The sequence below is a fragment of the Streptomyces sp. JJ66 genome (assembly GCF_019303495.1).
Lineage (GTDB): Bacteria > Actinomycetota > Actinomycetes > Streptomycetales > Streptomycetaceae > Streptomyces.
The window spans coordinates 3,864-22,182 of the sequence record NZ_JAEVFI010000037.1 but is presented as its reverse complement, the minus strand read 5'-3'; the positions used below and the strand labels follow the sequence as shown (position 1 = coordinate 22,182).

Here is an 18,319-nt window from a genome sequence, read left to right as displayed (position 1 = left end):
CCGGGCAGAACGTTCAGCCCGCCGTGCCGTACATGCGGTCGCCCGCGTCGCCGAGCCCGGGAACGATGTAGCCGCGCTCATCCAGCCGCTCATCGACGGCGGCGGTTACCACCGTCACCGGCGTACCGGCCAGCTCCCGCTCCATCAGCTCGACGCCCTCGGGCGCGGCGAGCAGGCAGAGCGCGGTGACGTCGTCGGCGCCGCGCGCGATCAGCTCCTGGATCGCGGCGACGAGCGTGCCGCCGGTGGCGAGCATCGGGTCGAGCACGTACACCTGCCGGCCGGACAGCTCCTCTGGCATGCGGGTGGCGTAGGTGGACGCCTGCAGCGTCTCCTCGTCGCGGATCATGCCGAGGAAGCCGACTTCGGCCGTCGGCAGCAGCCGCACCATGCCCTCCAGCATGCCGAGCCCGGCCCGCAGGATCGGCACGACCAGCGGACGCGGCCGGGACAGCCGGACGCCGGTGGTCTGCGTGACCGGCGTGGTGATATCGACCTGCTCGGTGCGCACATCGCGCGTCGCCTCGTAGGCGAGCAGGGTGACCAGCTCGTCGGCGAGGCGCCGGAAGGTGGGCGAGTCGGTGCGCGCGTCGCGCAGGGTGGTGAGTTTGTGCGCCACCAGCGGGTGGTCAACGACGTGGATCCGCATGCCCCGCACCCTACCGGCGACACCTGCGGTGGCATGAAACACCTGTTCCGGGGAAAGTGGGACGCATATGCCGGAGGTGAGGTCTGATGCCCGACGCGTCCCCAGCCAAGCGCTCCCCCACCCGCGCCCCCGCCACCCCGGGCACCCGGCGGCGCACCAGCGGGTCGGGCCGCACCACCCCAGCACCGGGACGCGCCACCGCGCAGCAGCACCCGCGGGCCGGGGGCGAGCCGGACCCCGCCCCGCGGGCCACTGACCCGGTGCCGGGGCCCGGTGAGGCCATTCCCAACCCCGAACGCCTGCGCCGCCGGGCGCTCTTCCTGCGCGAGCTGAGCGAGGCGAAGGCGCTGCGCGACCGCGTACAGCCGCGCCGCGCCCGGGCCGCCCGCATGCGCGAGCAGATGCGGATGCGCACATTCCGCTGGTGACGCGGCGACGTCGGTTCGTCCGGTCGGTGTGGATGCGGCCAACATCTGCCCGACGCACGCCCGAAGACTCCTCCCAAAGGGCAGGTTTCTGTCACGATTCGACAGAGCGGGGCGTCGCCCCTCTTGGAGACCCGGGAACGCGGCAACCAGTGGGAGAGTCACGGTGTACTTCGCGGCACTGCTCGCTCGTACCGAAGAGGGATGGGAAGCGAGCGACACGGAACTCGACGACGTGGAGACCCTGGACGATCTCGCCGACCTCGCCCGTGCGGCGGCCGTCGGCGAGGATACGGTCCTGGTCTGCATCGAACAGGAGGGCGACTGGTTCGGCGTCGTCCGGGTGGACGGCGAGGAGGACCCCCGGATCTACGTCTCCAGCGGCGCCGCCGCGGCCCGCAGCGCGTACGGCGAGATCCTGCTCACCGACGAGCTGCTGGGCCGCGAGCCCGACGACGGGAACGACCTCGAACGCCTCACCGACCTCGACGGCACCGAGGACGGCGAGCCCGAGCCGGACGAGGACCAGCCGGACGACGGCCCGCACGCCGCGCCCGAGGGCCCGGTCGGCGACGCGGAGCTGCTGGAGGACTTCGGGATGAAGGAAAAGGAGCTGCTGTCCCTGCCCGCCGACGGCGCGCTCAGCGACATCGCCGCCACGCTCGGCTGCACCGAGCTGCTGGAGTCGGTGCGGTAGCCGCCCGGGCGGGCGGCGAGAATGGCGGCATGCCCGCCGAGCCCCCGCCCGTGCCGCCGCCAGAGCCGTCGTCCGGCCCCGCCCGCGCCGCGCGCGGCAACGCGCCAAGCGGCCAGGCGCCCGAGCCCGCGAGCAGCCAGGAGCCCGAGTCACCGAGCAGCCAGGCGCCCGAGCCACCGAGCGCCCCGGTGCCCGAGCCGCTGGACGCCCCGGGGCGAGACCCGCTGCGCGACCCGTGGCTGCCCGCCATGCGGCTCGCCCTGGCCGAGGCCGCACGCGCCCCACGGACCGGGGACGTCCCCGTGGGCGCGGTGGTGCTCGGGCCGGACGGCACGGTGCTCGGGCGCGGCCACAACGAGCGTGAGGCGCGCGGTGACCCCACCGCGCACGCCGAGGTGCTGGCGCTGCGAGCCGCCGCGCGCACGGTGGGCGAGTGGCGGCTGACCGGCTGCACGCTGGCCGTCACGCTGGAGCCGTGCACCATGTGCGCGGGCGCGCTGGTGCTCGCGCGCGTGGACCGCGTCGTCTACGGGGCCCGCGACGCGAAGGCGGGCGCGGCCGGGTCGCTGTGGGACGTCGTGCGCGACCGGCGCCTCAACCACCGCCCCGAGGTCATCCCCGGCGTCCTCGCTGACCCCTGCGGGGAGAAGCTGACGGCGTTCTTCCGGGGCCGCCCGGATACCGATTTCGGCCCCACACCGGGCATGGGCTAGGCTCTGCCCCGGTAGCGTGTCCGAGCGGCCGAAGGAGCTCGCCTCGAAAGCGAGTGAGGGGGCAACTCCTCCGTGGGTTCAAATCCCACCGCTACCGCTGTGAGCAGGAAGAATGAAGGGCCGGACCCACGCGGGTCCGGCCCTTCATTCGTGGTCCGTCTCGGTTCCCGTCTCAGTTGTCCGTCACGAGCGCCCCGGCGGCGCCGTCGTCGTCATCGTCCGGCCCCTTCGGCGTTTCCGCTTCCCGGTATGACGCGGGAGAAGTAGGGCATTCTGGTAGGCATGACCACACGAGAAGAGTTGCGTGCCATGGTCGAGCGGGTGGCCGATGAGGACCTGAACGCGGCGGCGGAGACGCTGCGGGGGCTCATAGAGCACCCCAGCCGCCCGCATCGGCCCGCATTCATCGGGATGGGGAACTCCGGCCACGCCGACACCTCGGCCCGCGCCGATGAGATTCTGCGGGAGACAGGCTTCGGCGAGTGATCATCGTGGACACCGGGCCACCCGGCGGTTGTACTCCCGGTCCGCATTCCGCCACGGCATGGGTTGGGTGGGTGGGCGGTTAGACTCGCGCGACCGTGGCCCGGGGGTGGTGGCGGGTGAGCGAGCCGGGGAGGGCGCGGGGCATGGCGCAGGTGAAGAAGGTCGCGGGGTACCTGGTGCTGGCGTTCGTGCTCTACACGGTGATCGACAATCCCGACCGGTCCGGCGAACTGGTGACGGCGGGGTTCCAGGGCATCTCCTCGGCCGCCGGGAGCGTCGGTGACTTCTTGACGGGTCTCGTCGACTGACGTTCGGCCGTTTGGTTCATCCTTCACCAACACGGTTTCCCCGGGTGCTTGCACACCCTGGAGCCGAATTGTGATGCTATGACCGCTTTTGCCGGATGAGGGACCGTGAAGGGGTGGTCGGACGGTGGCGGTGACTCAGGGGGCCGGCGGGAGCCGCAGCGCGCGGACACGGGCGCTGACGCAGGTCCTCTTCGAGGAGCTGACCGGGCAGGAGCCGGGCACCGCCGGGCACGAGCGGGTCCGGGGTGCGCTGATCGAGGCCAACATCCCGCTGGTGCGCTACGTCGCCGCCCGCTTCCGGCACCGCAACGAGCCGATGGAGGACATCGTCCAGGTCGGCACGATCGGGCTGATCAACGCCATCGACCGGTTCGACCCCGGCCGGGGGGTGCAGTTCCCCACCTTCGCGATGCCGACGATCATCGGGGAGATCCGGCGCTACTTCCGCGACAACGTGCGCACGGTGCACGTGCCGCGCCGGCTGCACGAGATGTGGGCGCAGGTCAGCGCCGTCGGCGAGGAGCTGACGGTGCTGCACGGGCGGAACCCGACGACGGCGGAGGTCGCCGAGCGGCTCGGCGTCCCCGAGGAGGAGGTGCTGGCCTGCATGGAGGCGGGCCGGGCCTACCGGGCGACGTCACTGGAGGCGGCCCAGGAGCGCGAGGACGGGCTGCCGAAGCTCATCGACCGGCTCGGGTACGAGGACCCGGCCCTGGTGGGCGTCGAGCACCGGGACCTGGTGCGGCACCTGCTGGTGCAGCTTCCCGAGCGCGAGCAGCGCATTTTGCTGCTGCGGTACTACAGCAATCTGACGCAGTCGCAGATCAGCGCGGAGCTGGGGGTCTCGCAGATGCACGTGTCCCGGTTGCTCTCGCGCAGCTTCGCCCGACTGCGCGCCGCAAACACCATCGACGCGTAATCAGTTCGAGCGACCCGCAAGCGGGTTGCGCGCGGACCGAACAGTGCGGTTTTATCGATATGGCGCTACGTCGTGTTGCTGACTTGTGACATTCTGCAAGAACCGCGTTTTGCCGTGGCCGCACTGCCAGTATGGAGCTGGGGGTGCCATCCTCGCGTGCGAGGGGGCCGCTGCGACCCGTCCGCGACCTCAAGGGGGTGGCATGTCCGTAGAACTGGGCAGCTCCAAGGTGCTCATCGAGGAGATCGGCGCCGAGGCGGAGCCCGGCGCCGTGGCCGAGCCCGGCACCGTGGCCGAGCCCGCACCGCCTGGCGCGCCCGGCGGTGCGTCCGCCGACGCCGGGCTACCGCCGGACGTCACCGCGCTCGACACCCGCACGCTCTCCCGCTCCCTGTTCCTGCGCCTGGCCTCGCTCCCCCAGGACAGCCCGGAGCGCCGCTACGTCCGGGACACGCTGATCGAGCTGAACCTGCCGCTCGTGCGGTACGCCGCGGCCCGCTTCCGCAGCCGCAACGAGCCGATGGAGGACATCGTCCAGGTCGGCACGATCGGGCTGATCAAGGCGATCGACCGGTTCGACTGCGAACGCGGCGTGGAGTTCCCGACGTTCGCGATGCCCACCGTCGTCGGCGAGATCAAGCGGTTCTTCCGCGACACCTCGTGGTCGGTGCGGGTGCCGCGCCGCCTGCAGGAGCTGCGGCTGGCGCTGACGAAGGCGAGCGACGAGCTGTCCCAGCGGCTGGACCGCTCCCCCACGGTGGGCGAACTGGCCACCTGCCTGGGGGTGTCGGAGGAGGACGTGGTGGACGGCCTGGCCGTCGGCAACGCCTACACCGCCAGCTCGCTGGACTCCCCGGCGCTGGAGGAGGACGGCGGCGAGGGCTCGCTGGCCGACCGCCTGGGCTACGAGGACGCCGCGCTGGAGGGCGTCGAGTACCGCGAGTCGCTCAAACCGCTGCTGGCCCGGCTGCCCGCGCGCGAGCGGCAGATCATCATGCTGCGGTTCTTCGGCAACCTGACGCAGTCGCAGATCGGCGAGCGCGTCGGCATCTCGCAGATGCACGTGTCCCGCCTGCTCACGCGCACGCTGGCCCAGCTCCGGGACGGGCTGATCGCGGAGGAGTGACCCGGCCGCTTGTGCGCACCGGTCCGCTCCGGGCCGCGAGCACGCCGGAGCGGACCCCGGGCAGCCGGGACGGCGGCGGGGGGTGCCGTCGTCCCGGGACACCGGTACGGATACGTCGCCGTGGGCGCGGTGCGCCTCGCGTCAGCCACCCCGTGCGGGGGCGGGCCAGTGCGGGGCTGGTGAGCTCGGCGCGGACGGCGGCTGCCGGTGCCGCGCGCTGTCTCAGGACAGGGCGAGCCAGGCGACGGCCACCACGGCGAGGGCCGCGATGACGCCGACGATCAGCCCGAGGCGTGAGCCGGAGGGGGCGGTACCCCGGGCGGGCTCGGAGCCGCCCTCGTCAACGAAGGCACGGAACATCTGGGTGCTGCCAGCCGGGTCGTGGTTGCCCTGGGGACCCTGCGGCGCCTGCGGGTGATGAGCCATGGGCGTGACCTTAGCCAAACCGTGGGGCGCGGCGCACCCCCGGAGAGTGAGCGCCCGTGCGGGCACGTCTTTTAACGATTGTTTGCCTCGCGTGCCCCCGCTACGGCTTGGTGGCTCCCCATCCTCCCGTTATGGTTGCTTAGAGCAACAAACTACACGGGAGGTACGTCTATGGCGGCGGCTACGGGAACAACCGGGGCGGAGACGCCGGTGGCCACCACAGCGGTGCGGGCGCCGGAAGGCGCCCCCGCGATGACCCACCGAGACGTCATGGAGGCACTGTCCGGGCTGCTGCTCGGCATGTTCGTCGCCATCCTGTCCTCCACGGTGGTCTCCAACGCGCTGCCGCAGATCGTCGCGGACCTCGGCGGCGGCCAGAGCGCCTACACCTGGGTGGTCACGGCCTCCCTGCTCACCATGACCGCCTCCACTCCGCTGTGGGGGAAGCTCGCGGACCGCACCAGCAAGAAGATGCTCGTGCAGCTCGCCCTCGTCATCTTCGTGCTCGCCTCCGCGGGCGCGGGGCTCTCCCAGACCACCGGCCAGCTCATCGCCTTCCGCGCGGTGCAGGGCCTGGGCATGGGCGGGCTGGTCTCGCTCGCGCAGACGATCCTCGCCGCGATGGTCACCCCCCGCGAACGCGGGCGCTACAGCGGTTACTTCGGCGCCACCTTCGCCGTCGCCACCGTCGGTGGTCCGCTACTGGGCGGCGTCATCACCGACACCTCCTGGCTCGGCTGGCGCTGGTGCTTCTACGTGGCCGTGCCGTTCGCCGTCCTCGCGCTCACGGTGCTGCAGAAGACGCTGAAGCTGCCCGTGACGCGCCGTGCCGGGGCGCGCATCGACTGGCTGGGCGCGGTGCTCGTCAGTGCCGCCGTCTCGCTGCTGCTGATCTGGGTGACGCTGGCGGGCAAGGAGTACCCGTGGGCGTCCTGGCAGACGGTCGTGATGACCGCCGGGGCGGTGCTGCTGGGCCTGGCCTTCCTCCGCGTGGAGGCCCGCGCCGCCGACCCGGTCATCCCGCTGCGGCTGTTCCGCAACCGCACCATCAGCCTCACCGCCGGCGCGTCCCTGTTCGTCGGCATCGCGATGTTCGGCGCGACGGTGTTCCTGAGCCAGTACTTCCAGCTGGCGCGGGGTGAGTCACCGACGATGTCCGGGGTGATGACGATCCCGATGATCGGCGGCCTGTTCGTCTCCTCCACCCTCTCCGGTCTGATCATCACCCGGACGGGGCGCTGGAAGGGATGGCTGGTCACCGGCGCGGTGCTCGTCAGCGCGGGCCTGGGCCTGCTCGGCACCCTGCGGTACGACACCGACTACTGGCGGATCGCCCTGTTCATGGCCCTGCTCGGGCTCGGCCTCGGCATGATGACGCAGAACCTGGTGCTCGCCACGCAAAACCAGGTCTCGCTCCACGAACTGGGCTCGGCCAGCTCCACCATCACCTTCTTCCGCTCGCTCGGCGGTGCGGTGGGCGTCTCGGCGCTCGGCGCGGTGCTCTCGGAGCGCATCAGCGGCTACGTCCGCGACGGCATGGCCCGCGCGGGCCTGGACGCGGGCGGCCCGCTCAGCGGCTCCGGCAGCGCCATCCCCGACCTGGACGCCCTGCCCGCCCCGGTGCGCCCCGTCATCGAGTCCGCCTACGGCCACGGCATCGGCGACATCTACCTCTACGCCGCGCCGATCGCCGTCGTGGCGCTGCTGCTGGTGGCGTGCATCCGCGAGGTGCCGCTGAAGACGGTGCACACGGACTGAGCGCGGCACGTTCGACGTCGGCGCCCGAGCCCTTCGCGTCCGCGCGCGGCGGTGTTCGGCGTCCGTGCGTGGGGCTCGGCATCCGGGCGGGACGGCGTACGCCGTCTGGGCGGCGGGTGACCGGGGCCACTCGGGTGGCACTGACACGGGGCGGGGGTGCGTTTTCGGCCTTTTCCCGATCGGGCCGTAACCGACACGGGCCGTCCGGTTTACGCCCTGGACAGCCCAGTTGCGCAGGCCGCACGGCCCGCCGAAGTATCACTTCACGCCACTGACTCACCACACAACGTTGCTGAAACTGGCGGGTCGATGTGCAATCCGGAGCGACAGTCGGCAGACTCCGGAACGCAGTCACACACACACCAAACGTCATCACTGACGCGGAAGGAAGCACACAATGCGGATCACCGCGAAGCTGGCGGCGAGCACCCTGTTCACAGCAGCCATGCTCGTCCCGCTGGGTGGCACGGCCGTCGCCGCTCCCGCCTCGCCGACCTCCACCGCGCCGGCCGCCCCGTCGGCGCTCACCCTGACCATCGCCAAGGGCGACAACGCCGCCACCACGGCCCCGGAACGGGCCGTCACCCTCTCCTGCACGCCTGAGGCCCAGGGCACGCACCCCTACGCGGAGACGGCCTGCGCGGAGCTCGCCGCCGCTGAGGGCAAGTTCGACGCCCTGCCCCACCGGGGCGAGCGGATGTGCACCATGCACTACGACCCCGTCGTCGTCACCGCCGAGGGCGTGTGGAAGGGCAAGCGGGTCTCCTACGAACACACCTACGGCAACGCGTGCATGAAGAGCTCGGAAGGCCGGGCCGTGTTCGCCTTCTGACGTGCGGCCCGACACCACGACGCGGGGCCTGCCTCCCGGGCCCCGCGTCCCCGCGAACGTCCCGCTCCGCCTCCCCGCGGCGGGACACCAGCCGGGGACGGCTCGGAGACTCCCCCCCTCTCCGTAGCCGCCCCCGGTTTCTCGTTTTCCGGTGCCGCTGCCCGCCCGTTGCGCTTCCGCCCCGGCCCGGTCGGTCGCGCACGCGGGAGCGCGTCCCGTCAGTCCGTCCCGCCCGGCTGCCAGCCCTCGCCCTCGACGTGGCGGTACAGCGGGCGGCCCGCCAATCCGCTGGTGCGGAACGGGCGGCCCTGGTCGTCGATGCGCAGGGTCCCGGAGCGGCCCTGCGCGGACCATTCGAGCTCCAGGTACCACGAGCAGGCGCACTCCGTGGCCGAGGTGGTGATCCGCAGCACCTGCGGGTCCGAGGCCGAGACGCGGAACGGGAACCGCTGGGCGGGCAGCTCACGGCCCTCGCCGGTGCCGTCGTAGCCGTCGCTCGCCACGGCCTGCGGCCGGGAGGCGTCCAGATCGACGGTGTAGCGGGCCGGGGTGAGCGCGCCACCGCAGCCGTCGGACATGGCGTAGGCGTTCCAGGGAAGCGGAACGTCGCGTTCCACGACGCGGACGTGCAGGGCCTGGAGCACCACGGCCGTGTCGTCCACCCCCTGGACGGCGACTTCGAGCAGCGTCTGGCCGCCGTGCACCGCGCCGACACCGGCCGCCCACGCGGGCGCGTCCGGCTCCAGCGGGGGCGGCGGGACGTCGGCGGGTGCCCGGCCCGCCGGGTCGATCAGGTAGCGGTGATCACACCCGTCCTGCCACACATGGGAGCGGGTGGTGACGGCGAGCGGGGTGGTGGCGGCGTCCTGGCCCGGGGTGCGCTGGGTGCCCGGCGTGGTGCCGGGTGAGGGCCGCCTTCCCTCGGCACCGGGGGAGGGAGTGCCGCCAGACGTGGCACCGCCCGCCTCATCGGGTGGGATGACGGAGCCAAAGGCCCCGGCTCCGGCGTCCGGGGCCGGGGCGCCGGCGGACCGGCTGGGGTCCGCCGGGGCAGCGGGCGGGGTGAGCGAGGCCGAGTCGTCCGCGTCCCGGGTGACGGCCGCCAGGGTGCCGGTGAGGAGCAGGACCGCCGTGGCGGCAGCCCCCGCGAGGAGCCGCGCCCGCCGCCCCGCCGCCCTCGTCTCGGGGGCCGCGTCCGGCGCCGGGGCCTCAGCGTCCCCCGGAGCCCGGTCCGCCGCGATGCCGACGCTGCCGGAGGGCTCGGCGTCGGGTGCCGCGTCCTCAGCGGGCGGGGTGTCAGCGCCGTCGCACGACGGGACGTCGGCAGCGGGCGCCGGGTCAGACGACGCCGCCGGGCCGGAGGGCGCTGCCGGGTCAGACGACGCCGCCGGGGCGGAACGGGACGCGTCGGCGAGGAGCCAGCGGCGGTGGAGTTCGGTCAGCTCCCCCGGGGTCGCGCCGCACAGGCGGGCAAGGCGTTCGGCCGGGGCGTAGTCGAGCGGGACGGCGGCCCCGTTGCAGTAGCGGTGCAGCGTGGACGTGCTCAGGTGCAGGCGTCTGGCCAGCGTGCCGTAGCTGTGCCCTGAACGCTGCTTCAGCTCGCGCAGGTACGCCGCGAAGTGCTCCGTCTGTGGCTCCCGTGCCGCCATGCGCTCCCCGCTGTTCCACCCCGTTCCACCCCGCCATTCCAGGCCGAAGGCGCCGTACCAGCTCAGCGTACTCCCCCGCGTTCCAGCGTCCCGTCTTCGCCGGGAACCGTTGGCAGCACGGCGCGGACCTGCCGAAACTCGTAACCGGAACCCCCGAGGCCCACCCGGTGACCCATCGATGAAAGAGGTCGGAATGAAACTGACGCATCGCCCCCTGCGTACCGCCGTCGTCGCCGCCGCGGCCGGTGCCGTGGCCATGTCGGTGGCCGTGACGGGACCCGCACAGGCCACGACGCAGGTGTCGAAGCCCAGCTTTGAGCTGCTGTCCGCAGCCGACATGCCGCCCGCTGAGACGGCGTGGAGGGCCGGACCGGTGGAGCAGGGCGCTGGCGGAGACCGGTTCTGCGTGGAGACCCTCATCCCGGACGCCGGATCGGTGCACCGCAGGTTCCACACCGACCTGGAAACCGGTGGCAACCAGATCGTGCACGAGGCCCCGAGCGTGCGGGAGGCGCGGAAGCTGACCCGCGAACTGCGGGAGGCGGTGGAGAACTGCGCGGAGCGGTACGCCAAGCAGTACCCGGAAGCCGAAGTCAACGAGCGCGACCACGGGCGCGTGCACGCCATCCACACCGCCCTGCCGGAATTCAGTCACGACGTGAACATGTTCGGCCTCGCCCGAAGCGGGAAGCGCGTCACCCTCGTGGAGTGGGGCCGGATCGGCAAGCTGGAGGACGCGCCCGTGCGCGACTTCAAGCGGACGCTGCGCACGGCGGTGGACAAGCTGCGCTGAGGGCCGGTGAGGGGGCGGCCCCGGCACGGGGCGGGGCCGCCCCCTCACCGGACGCGTCACAGCCAGCCGGATTCGCTCACCGACGAGATGAGAGATGACGAGGCCGGGCACTCCGGCGCGCGTCGTCGCATCGGGCTGCCCGTGAGCCACCGGGCAGCCCGGTGCACTCGTGCGGGGCCGCGCCGGAGATGGCGGGCGTGCCACAGTGGACTGTGACCGAACCCAAACCTGCCGGGATCACCTTCGGCGGAGTCCCCGTGGCGCGGCACCTGAGCCGGTACGCGCAGGACCTCGCCGTGCGGGTCGTGGACCAGCTGGCCGAGCAGCTTCCCGCCTACGCCGCGCTGCCGCGCGAGCAGCTGCGCAGCGACATCGTCCGCGTCGCCTACCAGAGCATCCGCTCCTTCGTGGCGGTGCTGGAGAGCGGTCAGCTGCCGGACGCGGGCCAGCTGGCGGCCATCGAGGAGTCAGCCGCCCGGCGCGCTGAGGAAGGGCTGCGGCTCGGCGCCGTCGTCAGCGCCTACCACCTGGGCGCGCAGGTGTGCGTGGACGAGGTGACGCCACTGGCCGCACCGGCCGACCTGCCCGCCGTCCTCACGCTCAACCAGCTGATGCTGCGGTATCTGCAACGGGTGACGGCCGCTGGTGTGGACGGCTACTTCCAGGAGCGGCAGGCGGCGTTCGGCGAGGAGCACTCCGCCCGGCAAGCGCTGCTGGACGCGCTGCTGGACGGGCGCGGGGTGCGGGACGCCGCCGGGCGGGCGGGGCTGCGGCTGCCGCGCGGCTACCTGGTGCTGAGCCTGGCCGTCGCACCGCACCCGGACGAGCTGGCCCCCGGCGTGGACAGCGCCGTCGCGGCGCGGCGCAAGCTGCGGCGGCTGCGGGTGGAGCTGGAGCGGCACGTGCGCGGGGTGGTGCTCTCCGCGCTCACCACCGACGGCGGCCCGGCGCTGCTGCCCACCGAGTCGGCGCCCGGTGAGGTGCGCCCGGCCACCTGGGAGTGGCTGGCCGGAGTGCTCTCCCACCTGACCCGGGTGACCGGTGCGCAGGTCACGGCGGGCGTCGCCGCCACCGCGCCCGAGGGTGTGCCGGACGCCGTGCGGCTCGCCGACGAGGTACGCGCGGTGGCCACCGGGGCCGGACGCCCGCCCGGCCTGTACCGGCTGGCGGACGTGCTGCTGGAGTACCAGCTGACGCGTCCCGGCCCGGCGCGCGACGAGCTCGCCGCGCTCCTCGCTCCGCTGGCGGCCAGACCGGAACTGCTGGCGACGCTGCGGGCGTACCTGGCGCACGGCATGGACCGGCGCGGCACGGCGCGGGCGCTCAGCGTCCACCCCAACACGCTGGACTACCGGCTGCGCCGCGTCACCGCCTTCACCGGTCTGGACGCCACCCGCGCGGCCGACCTGGCCCGCGTCCACGCCGCCCTGACCGCCTGGGACGCCACCCGCCGCCCCTGACCCCGGCCCGCTGAAGGGACACGGCAGATCCTCCGCCCGACCCGCACCGGGGGTCGTGGCCCACCGCCAGCGACGGTGGAACGCAGGCGCGCGCACCCGAGGGCGCACGGAATGCCACCGAGCGCACACCACGGGTTATGACACTCACCGGGGTGACAACGCGGAGACGCGCGAGCGGCACGGAGTTAGTGACGCGTCACTAACCGCAGGTCACAAAGTTGGGACGCCGATCCAGCGGCAGGGGTGCCACATCCCGCCCATCCTGAACCCAGCTAGGTGTTACCCCGGGGTAACCCGTAGCGCCGCCCGTGGGCTTCAGGCCGCCGACGGGTGTCACCCCCCGCGCGTCGCCAGGAGCCGCCGTATGAGCCGAAGCCACCGCGCCCGCAGACCCCGTGGGACCCGCAGATCGCGTGCCGTCGTCGGCACCGTGTCCGTCGCCCTGCTGGCGGGTGCCGCCGTCGGGGTCGGTCCCACCGCACACGCCGGACCCACCGGCGGCGCGCCGAGCGCCGTCACCGCGTCCGCCGGGCTGCCCACCGAGGTCCGGTTCGTGGACATCGCCGGGCACGAGGGCGTGCGCCTCGCCGCCAACGTCGTCGCACCGGCCGATACCAGCACCTCCCACCCCGTGCTGGTGTTCCCCACCAGCTGGTCCATGCCGCAGATCGAGTACCTCGCGCAGGCCAAGAAGCTGGCGGCGCGGGGCTACGTCGTCGTCTCCTACAACGTGCGCGGTTTCTGGGAGTCCGGCGGCGAGATCGAGGTGGCCGGGCCGGAGGACATCGCCGACGCGTCCAAGGTCATCGACTGGGCGCTGGCCAACACCGCCGCCGACCCGGAGCAGATCGGCATGGGCGGCATCTCCTACGGCGCGGGCATCAGCCTGCTGACGGCCGCCGCCGACCCGCGCGTGGACGCCGTGGCGGCGCTGAGCGGCTGGGCCGACCTGGTGGAGTCGCTGTACTCCGGCCAGACGCAGCACACCCAGGCCACCGCGCTGCTCACCGGCCTGGGCTACCTCACCGGCCGCCCGAGCGAGGAGACGGCCGCGATGATGGAGCGCATGCTCAGCGGCAAGCTGGACGGCGTGGAGGAGGTCATCGCCTGGGCCGAGAAGCGCTCCGCCACCCACCAGGTGGACCGCCTCAACGCCAACGGCACCGCCGTCTACCTGGCCAACGCCTGGGGCGACTCCTTCTTCTCCCCCAACCAGTACGCCGACTTCTACGAGAAGCTGTCCGGCCCCAAGCGGCTGGAGTTCCGCCCCGGCGACCACGCCACCGCCGAGGGCCTGGGCCTGCTCGGCCTGCCCAACGACGTGTGGACGAACACCCAGCGCTGGTTCGACCACCATCTCAAGGGCGTCAACAACGGCATCGGTGCCGAGCCGCCGGTGCGGATCAAGCCGCGCGGCGGCGGGGCGTACGAGTCCTACAGCAGCTGGAAGGACGTCCCGGCGCGCAGCGAGGTGCTGGACTTCTCCCACAACAGCGAGCACATCCTGTCCAACGGCGGCTCGGGCGCGCACGCGGGCATCTCCTTCCTGTCCAACCTCCTGGACCAGTTCGTCCACACCGCCCCGAAGGCGTACCTCCCGCTGCTGCCCGGCCACCGCGCCGCGAAGTGGCAGGGCGACCGCCTCGGCACGGAGCGCGAGGTGCGCGGCACGGCGACCGTGGAGACGACGGTGACCAGCTCCCACGCCAGCGGCACCGCCGTCGCCTACCTCTACTCCGTCAGCCCGCTCGGCTTCGGCGAGCTGATCACCCACGCCCCGGCGACGTTCCACGGCCAGACCCCGGGCCGCGCGTTCCCGCTGGACATCGAGTTGTTCGCCACGGCCTACGACGTCCCGGCCGGGCACCGGATCGCCCTGGTCATCGACGGGGTGGACACGCTCTACACCGACCACAACAGCTTCGGCCAGTCCCTGGTGTTCCGGGACACCGAGCTGACGGTCCCGCTGGGCTGACGTCCCGCTGGGCTGACGGTCCCGCTGGGCTGACCCACGCCTGCCGCGCGGCACCGTCCGGGCGAACGGGCTCCACCCGATGCGGGGTGGAGCCCGTCTCCCGTACCGCCGTCACAGGGGGACGAGGGTGATCTCCGTGGCCTTGACGCTCGTCCACACCGGGGTGCCCTCGGCCAGGGCGAGGGCGGTGGCCGCCTGCGGGGTGATCTCGGCGACGAGATCCGGGGCGGCGTCGGACGTGACCAGCACGCGCAGGCGGCTGCCGACGGCGGTGAGCTCGCGCACGGTGCCGGGCCACACGTTGCGGGGGCTGCCGGTGGGGCGGTCGCGGTGCAGGGAGACGGCGTCCGGGGTGAGCGTGGCGAGCGCTTCCGCACCGGGTTCGGGCAGCGGTTCGGCGGCGATGAGCGTGCCGCCGCCGGGCAGCCGCAGCCCGTCGGCCGTGGCGGTGCCGGACCAGGCGTTGCGGCCGAGCATGCGGGCCACCCAGGGCGAACGCGGGTGCCGGGTGACCTCGGTGGGCGGCGCGTCCTGGAGGACCCGGCCGCCGTCGAGGACGAGGACGCGGTCGGCCAGCGAGACGGCCTCCACCGGATCGTGGGTGACGAGCAGGCAGACGCCGCCGAAACCGGCGAGGTGGTGACGCAGGGTGTGGCGGACGTGAGCGCGCGTGGTCTGGTCGAGCGCGGCCAGCGGCTCGTCCAGGAGCAGCAGCCGGGGCCGGGCCGCCAGCGCGCGGGCGAGCGCGACGCGCTGGGCCTGGCCGCCGGAGAGCTGCGCGGGGCGGCGGTGGGCGAGGTGGCCGACGCCGAGCCGGTCCAGCCAGCGGCGCGCTTCGCCGCGGGCCGCTGCGCGGGGCGTGCCGTGGGCGAGCGGGCCGTAGGCGGTGTTGGCGAGCGCGGTGAGGTGCGGGAACAGCGCGCCGTCCTGCGGCACCCAGGCGACGCCGCGCCGGTGCGGCGGCAGCGCGGTGACGTCGGCGGTGCCAAGGCGCAGCGCGGCGTGGGCGCGCGGGGTGAGCCCGAGCAGGGCGCGCAGCAGCGTCGTCTTCCCGGCGCCGTTGGGTCCGACGACGGCGATAGTGGTGCCGGGCGCGGCGTCCAGCGTGAGCCGGGTGAACCCGGTGACCTCGGCGTGCAGCGACCAGCGGTCCGCCCCGGCGGGCGCCGGTGCGGGGGCAGGGCCGGACTCCGGGCCGGGGGGTTCACCGGACCGCTCGGCGGGCGGTTCGGCGCGCGGGCGGCGGCTCGGCTGGCCCGTCCAGCGTCCGCGCAAGGCGACCAGGACGGCCATGGCGATGGCCAGCAGCAGCAGCGAGACGGACGTCGCGGCCTGCGGCTCCTCCTGGAGCAGCAGGTACACCTGGAGCGGCAGCGTCTGCGTCGTCCCCGGCAGGTTCCCGGCGAACGTGATCGTCGCCCCGAACTCCCCCAGCGCCCGCGCCCACGTCAGCGCCGCCCCGGCGAGCAGGCCCGGCGCGACCATCGGCAGCGTGACGGTGCCGAAGACGCGCAGCGGCCCGGCGCCCAGCGAGGCCGCCGTCTCCTCGTAGCGCGGCCGCAGCCCGGCCAGCGCACCCTCCAGGCTGATGACGAGGAACGGCATCGCCACGAACGTCGCCGCCACCACCGCGCCGGAGGTGTGGAACGGCAGGGTGAGGCCGAAAGTGTCCTCCAGCCACGGCCCCACCAGTCCGCGCCGCCCGAACCCCAGCAGCAGCGCGACACCGCCGACGGTGGGCGGCAGCACCATGGGCAGCAGCACCAGCGAGCGGACGAGCGCCTTGCCGGGGAACGGCACCCGGGCCAGCAGCCAGGCCAGCGGCACCCCGAGCACGAGTGACAGCCCGAGCGCCCAGAACGAGACGACGAGCGAGAGCCGCAACGCCTCCAGCGTGCCGGGGCTGGACAGGTGTGCGCCGAGCCGCGCCCACTCGGTGCGCGCGAGGATGCCCACGAGCGGCAGCAGCAGGAAGCCGACCGCCAGCAGTGCGGGCAGCGCCAGCGTGACCGGGGGGCGCGCGCCGGGAAGACGGTACGCCGGGGCACGCCCTGGCATGCGGCGCCCCATGCGGCGGGTGCGGGTGGGCGCGGTGCGCGGGTCTGGCCTGCGGCGGCCCCAGCGGGAGCGGGTGGGGTGGTTCATGGGGCACGTTCCTGCGGCTGCTGGAAAGCGGCGTCCTGGAAGATCCGCCGCGCCTCGGCGGAGGACAGCCACGCCACGAACTCCGCCGCCGCGCCGGGGTGCTCGGAGGACGTGAGCGTCGCCGCCGGGTAGGCGGCGATCGCGTTCCGCGCGTCGGGGATCTCGACGGCGTCCACCTGGTCCGGGGCGGTGGCGGCGTCGGTGCGGTAGACCAGCCCGGCGTCGGCCTCGCCCAGTTCCACCTTGCTCAGCACCGCCCGCACGCTGGGCTCCAGCGAGACCGGCCGCACGGTGACCCCCTGCGCGTCGAGCACCTGGCGGCTGTACCGGCCGACGGGCACCTCGGGCGCGGCCAGCACGACGCTCAGCCCGGGGTCGGCGAGGTCCGCCAGCCCGTCGATACCCTCCGGGTTGCCCTCGGCGGTGGCGATGACGAGCCGATTGGTGAGGACGACGACCGGCTCCCCGGTGTCCCCCGCGGCGGCGGCCATCGTCGCGGAGTCGGCGGTGACCAGCACGTCGGCGGGCGCCCCCTGCGCGACCTGCGCGGCGAGCTCCTGCGACCCGGCGAAGGAGAAGGTGAGCTTTGTGCCGGGGCGGGCCTCCTCGTAGGCGGCCCCGGCCTCCTCGAACACGTCGGTGAGCGAGGAGGCGGCCAGCACGGTCAGCTCGACGCCGGGCGGGTCCGCCGTCCCGTCTCCGGAGTCGGCGCCACACGCGGCGAGGGGGACGAGCGCGGCGGTCACCGCGAGCGTCGCGGCGGTGCGGCGTCCGGCGGTGCGGCGTCCGGGGGTGCGGAAGAACATGGCGGGGGCTCCTCGGGGACACGGCCGGCGGATGGGATGCCGCCCGAGTGTGGGCAACGGTGCTCAGCCGCGCCAAAGACGCCGCTGGGCGGGGGCCGAGTCAGACGCGGTCGATGTGCACGCTGGTTGACTTCACCCGGGCGGTGGCCCGCATACCGACCTCCAGCCCCAGCTCCTCGACGGCCTCCCGGGTCAGCAGCGACACCAGGCGGTGCGGACCAGCCTGGATCTCCACCTGCGCCGCGACGTCACCGAGCTTGACGGCGGTGACGATGCCGGGGAAGGCGTTGCGGGCCGAGGTGTAGGACACCTCGTCCTCCTCGCCCTCACCAACCTGCGCGAGCTCCACGGAGAAGGCCGCGAGGTCCCGCCCGTCGATCAGGCGCCGCCCGCCCTCGTCACGGTGGGTGGCGACCCGGCCCGCGTCGGCCCAACGCCGCGCGGTGTCCGGACTGACGCCCAGCAACCGCGCCGCCTGCCCGATCGTGTAAGACTGCATAAGCGCCACGCTAGACCCAGAAACCTGGCATCTGCAAGGATTTCAGAGTTTCACACCGGCAGATGCCAAAGCACCTAGCGGAAAGCACCAACGCCGTGACCTGCACGCCTGCCGACACCAAGGGCTTGCGGTGAATCAAGGTGTCGCTTCACCGCAAGCCCTTAAGGTGAACCACGCCGCTGCGGTGGGCGCCCGGCAGCGGGAGGTGACACGTGGGGGCAGCCGAACCGTCGGCGATACGCGTACCGGTCGGAGCGGACGCCGACCGCTGGGCCACCCGGAACACCTCGCGGAAGGTGCTGCTGGTGGTCCACAACGTCACCTCCGCCGGACGCCTGCTGGACGTGCTGCCCCTGTTCCACGACGACTTCCGGGTGCATCTGCTGGTCACCTCCACGGAGTCGTCCCCGTTCCAGGGCGGCGTCCGCGAGCTGTTCGCCGAACTGGGCCTGCCCGTCCTGCCGTGGACGCAGGCCCTGGCGACCCCGGTGGACCTCGCCCTCTCCGCCAGCTTCGGCGGCCAACTCCACCAGCTTCAGGGTAAGTTGACCGTCCTGTCCCATGGGGTCGGATACACTAAGAGGCTGGCCGGGAGCCGGGAGCCGGGAGCCGGGAGCCGGGAGCCGGGAGCCGGGAGCCGGGAGCCGGGAGCC

General features: G+C 73.5%; 18 protein-coding genes and 1 tRNA gene. 13 read left to right on the top strand and 6 right to left on the bottom strand.

What is annotated here, in order from left to right:
* Nucleotides 1-13: 13 nt before the first annotated feature.
* A complete protein-coding gene (upp, locus tag JJV70_RS20775) occupies nt 14-649 on the bottom strand; it encodes a uracil phosphoribosyltransferase (protein WP_219049562.1) in 636 nt (211 codons plus the stop codon).
* 86 nt (nt 650-735) lie between these two features.
* Here upp and JJV70_RS20770 point away from each other — a divergent pair, with 86 nt between their 5' ends.
* The 8 genes from JJV70_RS20770 (at nt 736) to JJV70_RS20735 (ending at nt 5,323) form a co-directional block, all read left to right on the top strand.
* On the top strand, nt 736-1,077 hold the full coding sequence (locus JJV70_RS20770) for a hypothetical protein (RefSeq protein WP_219049571.1): 342 nt from the start codon (nt 736-738) through the stop codon (nt 1,075-1,077).
* A 163-nt stretch (nt 1,078-1,240) separates the two neighbouring features.
* Nucleotides 1,241-1,771 (top strand): hypothetical protein, encoded by a 531-nt coding sequence (locus JJV70_RS20765; RefSeq protein WP_219049561.1) that lies wholly within the window; start codon nt 1,241-1,243, stop codon nt 1,769-1,771.
* 188 nt (nt 1,772-1,959) lie between these two features.
* Complete coding sequence (gene tadA, locus JJV70_RS20760; protein ID WP_308294937.1) at nt 1,960-2,484, top strand: tRNA adenosine(34) deaminase TadA; 525 nt, start codon at nt 1,960-1,962, stop codon at nt 2,482-2,484.
* 10 nt (nt 2,485-2,494) lie between these two features.
* A tRNA-Ser gene (locus JJV70_RS20755) sits at nt 2,495-2,581 on the top strand.
* Between the two features lie 185 nt (nt 2,582-2,766).
* Entirely contained in the window at nt 2,767-2,970 is a 204-nt protein-coding gene (locus tag JJV70_RS20750) for a hypothetical protein (RefSeq protein ID WP_219049559.1), read from the top strand.
* Between the two features lie 143 nt (nt 2,971-3,113).
* A complete protein-coding gene (locus JJV70_RS20745; protein WP_219049558.1) occupies nt 3,114-3,278 on the top strand; it encodes a hypothetical protein in 165 nt (54 codons plus the stop codon).
* Between the two features lie 124 nt (nt 3,279-3,402).
* Entirely contained in the window at nt 3,403-4,197 is a 795-nt protein-coding gene (locus JJV70_RS20740) for an RNA polymerase sigma factor SigF (RefSeq protein WP_219049557.1), read from the top strand.
* A gap of 202 nt (nt 4,198-4,399) precedes the next feature.
* Complete coding sequence (locus tag JJV70_RS20735) at nt 4,400-5,323, top strand: RNA polymerase sigma factor SigF (RefSeq protein ID WP_219049556.1); 924 nt, start codon at nt 4,400-4,402, stop codon at nt 5,321-5,323.
* Nucleotides 5,324-5,545: 222 nt separating this feature from the next.
* Here JJV70_RS20735 and JJV70_RS20730 read toward each other — a convergent pair whose 3' ends face one another.
* Nucleotides 5,546-5,749 (bottom strand): hypothetical protein, encoded by a 204-nt coding sequence (locus JJV70_RS20730; RefSeq protein ID WP_219049555.1) that lies wholly within the window; start codon nt 5,747-5,749, stop codon nt 5,546-5,548.
* Nucleotides 5,750-5,920: 171 nt separating this feature from the next.
* On the opposite strand from JJV70_RS20730, the gene JJV70_RS20725 reads away from it, so the two are divergent.
* Nucleotides 5,921-7,507: an MDR family MFS transporter gene (locus JJV70_RS20725; RefSeq protein ID WP_374227323.1), complete on the top strand. Its 1,587-nt coding sequence runs from the start codon at nt 5,921-5,923 to the stop codon at nt 7,505-7,507.
* Nucleotides 7,508-7,904: 397 nt separating this feature from the next.
* The gene (locus tag JJV70_RS20720) at nt 7,905-8,339 is read left to right on the top strand and encodes a subtilase-type protease inhibitor (protein WP_219049553.1); all 435 of its coding nucleotides are present in this window, start codon (nt 7,905-7,907) and stop codon (nt 8,337-8,339) included.
* A 218-nt stretch (nt 8,340-8,557) separates the two neighbouring features.
* Here the strand turns inward: JJV70_RS20720 and JJV70_RS20715 are convergent, their stop codons facing one another.
* Nucleotides 8,558-9,988 (bottom strand): helix-turn-helix transcriptional regulator, encoded by a 1,431-nt coding sequence (locus JJV70_RS20715; RefSeq protein ID WP_219049552.1) that lies wholly within the window; start codon nt 9,986-9,988, stop codon nt 8,558-8,560.
* 193 nt (nt 9,989-10,181) lie between these two features.
* Here JJV70_RS20715 and JJV70_RS20710 point away from each other — a divergent pair, with 193 nt between their 5' ends.
* The 3 genes from JJV70_RS20710 to JJV70_RS20700 all read left to right on the top strand — a co-directional run bounded on the left by JJV70_RS20710 (nt 10,182) and on the right by JJV70_RS20700 (nt 14,216).
* Nucleotides 10,182-10,781 carry a hypothetical protein gene (locus JJV70_RS20710; protein WP_219049551.1) on the top strand — a complete coding sequence of 200 codons (600 nt, stop codon included), beginning with the start codon at nt 10,182-10,184 and terminating at the stop codon, nt 10,779-10,781.
* A 212-nt stretch (nt 10,782-10,993) separates the two neighbouring features.
* Nucleotides 10,994-12,241, top strand: a complete 1,248-nt coding sequence (locus JJV70_RS20705; RefSeq protein ID WP_308294935.1) for a helix-turn-helix domain-containing protein — start codon at nt 10,994-10,996, stop codon at nt 12,239-12,241.
* A 364-nt stretch (nt 12,242-12,605) separates the two neighbouring features.
* Nucleotides 12,606-14,216, top strand: a complete 1,611-nt coding sequence (locus JJV70_RS20700; protein ID WP_219049549.1) for an alpha/beta fold hydrolase — start codon at nt 12,606-12,608, stop codon at nt 14,214-14,216.
* Between the two features lie 111 nt (nt 14,217-14,327).
* Here JJV70_RS20700 and JJV70_RS20695 read toward each other — a convergent pair whose 3' ends face one another.
* The 3 genes from JJV70_RS20695 to JJV70_RS20685 all read right to left on the bottom strand — a co-directional run bounded on the left by JJV70_RS20695 (nt 14,328) and on the right by JJV70_RS20685 (nt 17,666).
* Nucleotides 14,328-16,274, bottom strand: coding sequence for an ABC transporter permease (locus tag JJV70_RS20695; RefSeq protein WP_219049568.1), 1,947 nt, complete (start codon nt 16,272-16,274; stop codon nt 14,328-14,330).
* Between the two features lie 83 nt (nt 16,275-16,357).
* Complete coding sequence (gene modA, locus JJV70_RS20690) at nt 16,358-17,167, bottom strand: molybdate ABC transporter substrate-binding protein (RefSeq protein WP_219049548.1); 810 nt, start codon at nt 17,165-17,167, stop codon at nt 16,358-16,360.
* 100 nt (nt 17,168-17,267) lie between these two features.
* The gene (locus JJV70_RS20685; protein ID WP_219049547.1) at nt 17,268-17,666 is read right to left on the bottom strand and encodes a molybdopterin-binding protein; all 399 of its coding nucleotides are present in this window, start codon (nt 17,664-17,666) and stop codon (nt 17,268-17,270) included.
* Nucleotides 17,667-18,319: the final 653 nt, after the last annotated feature.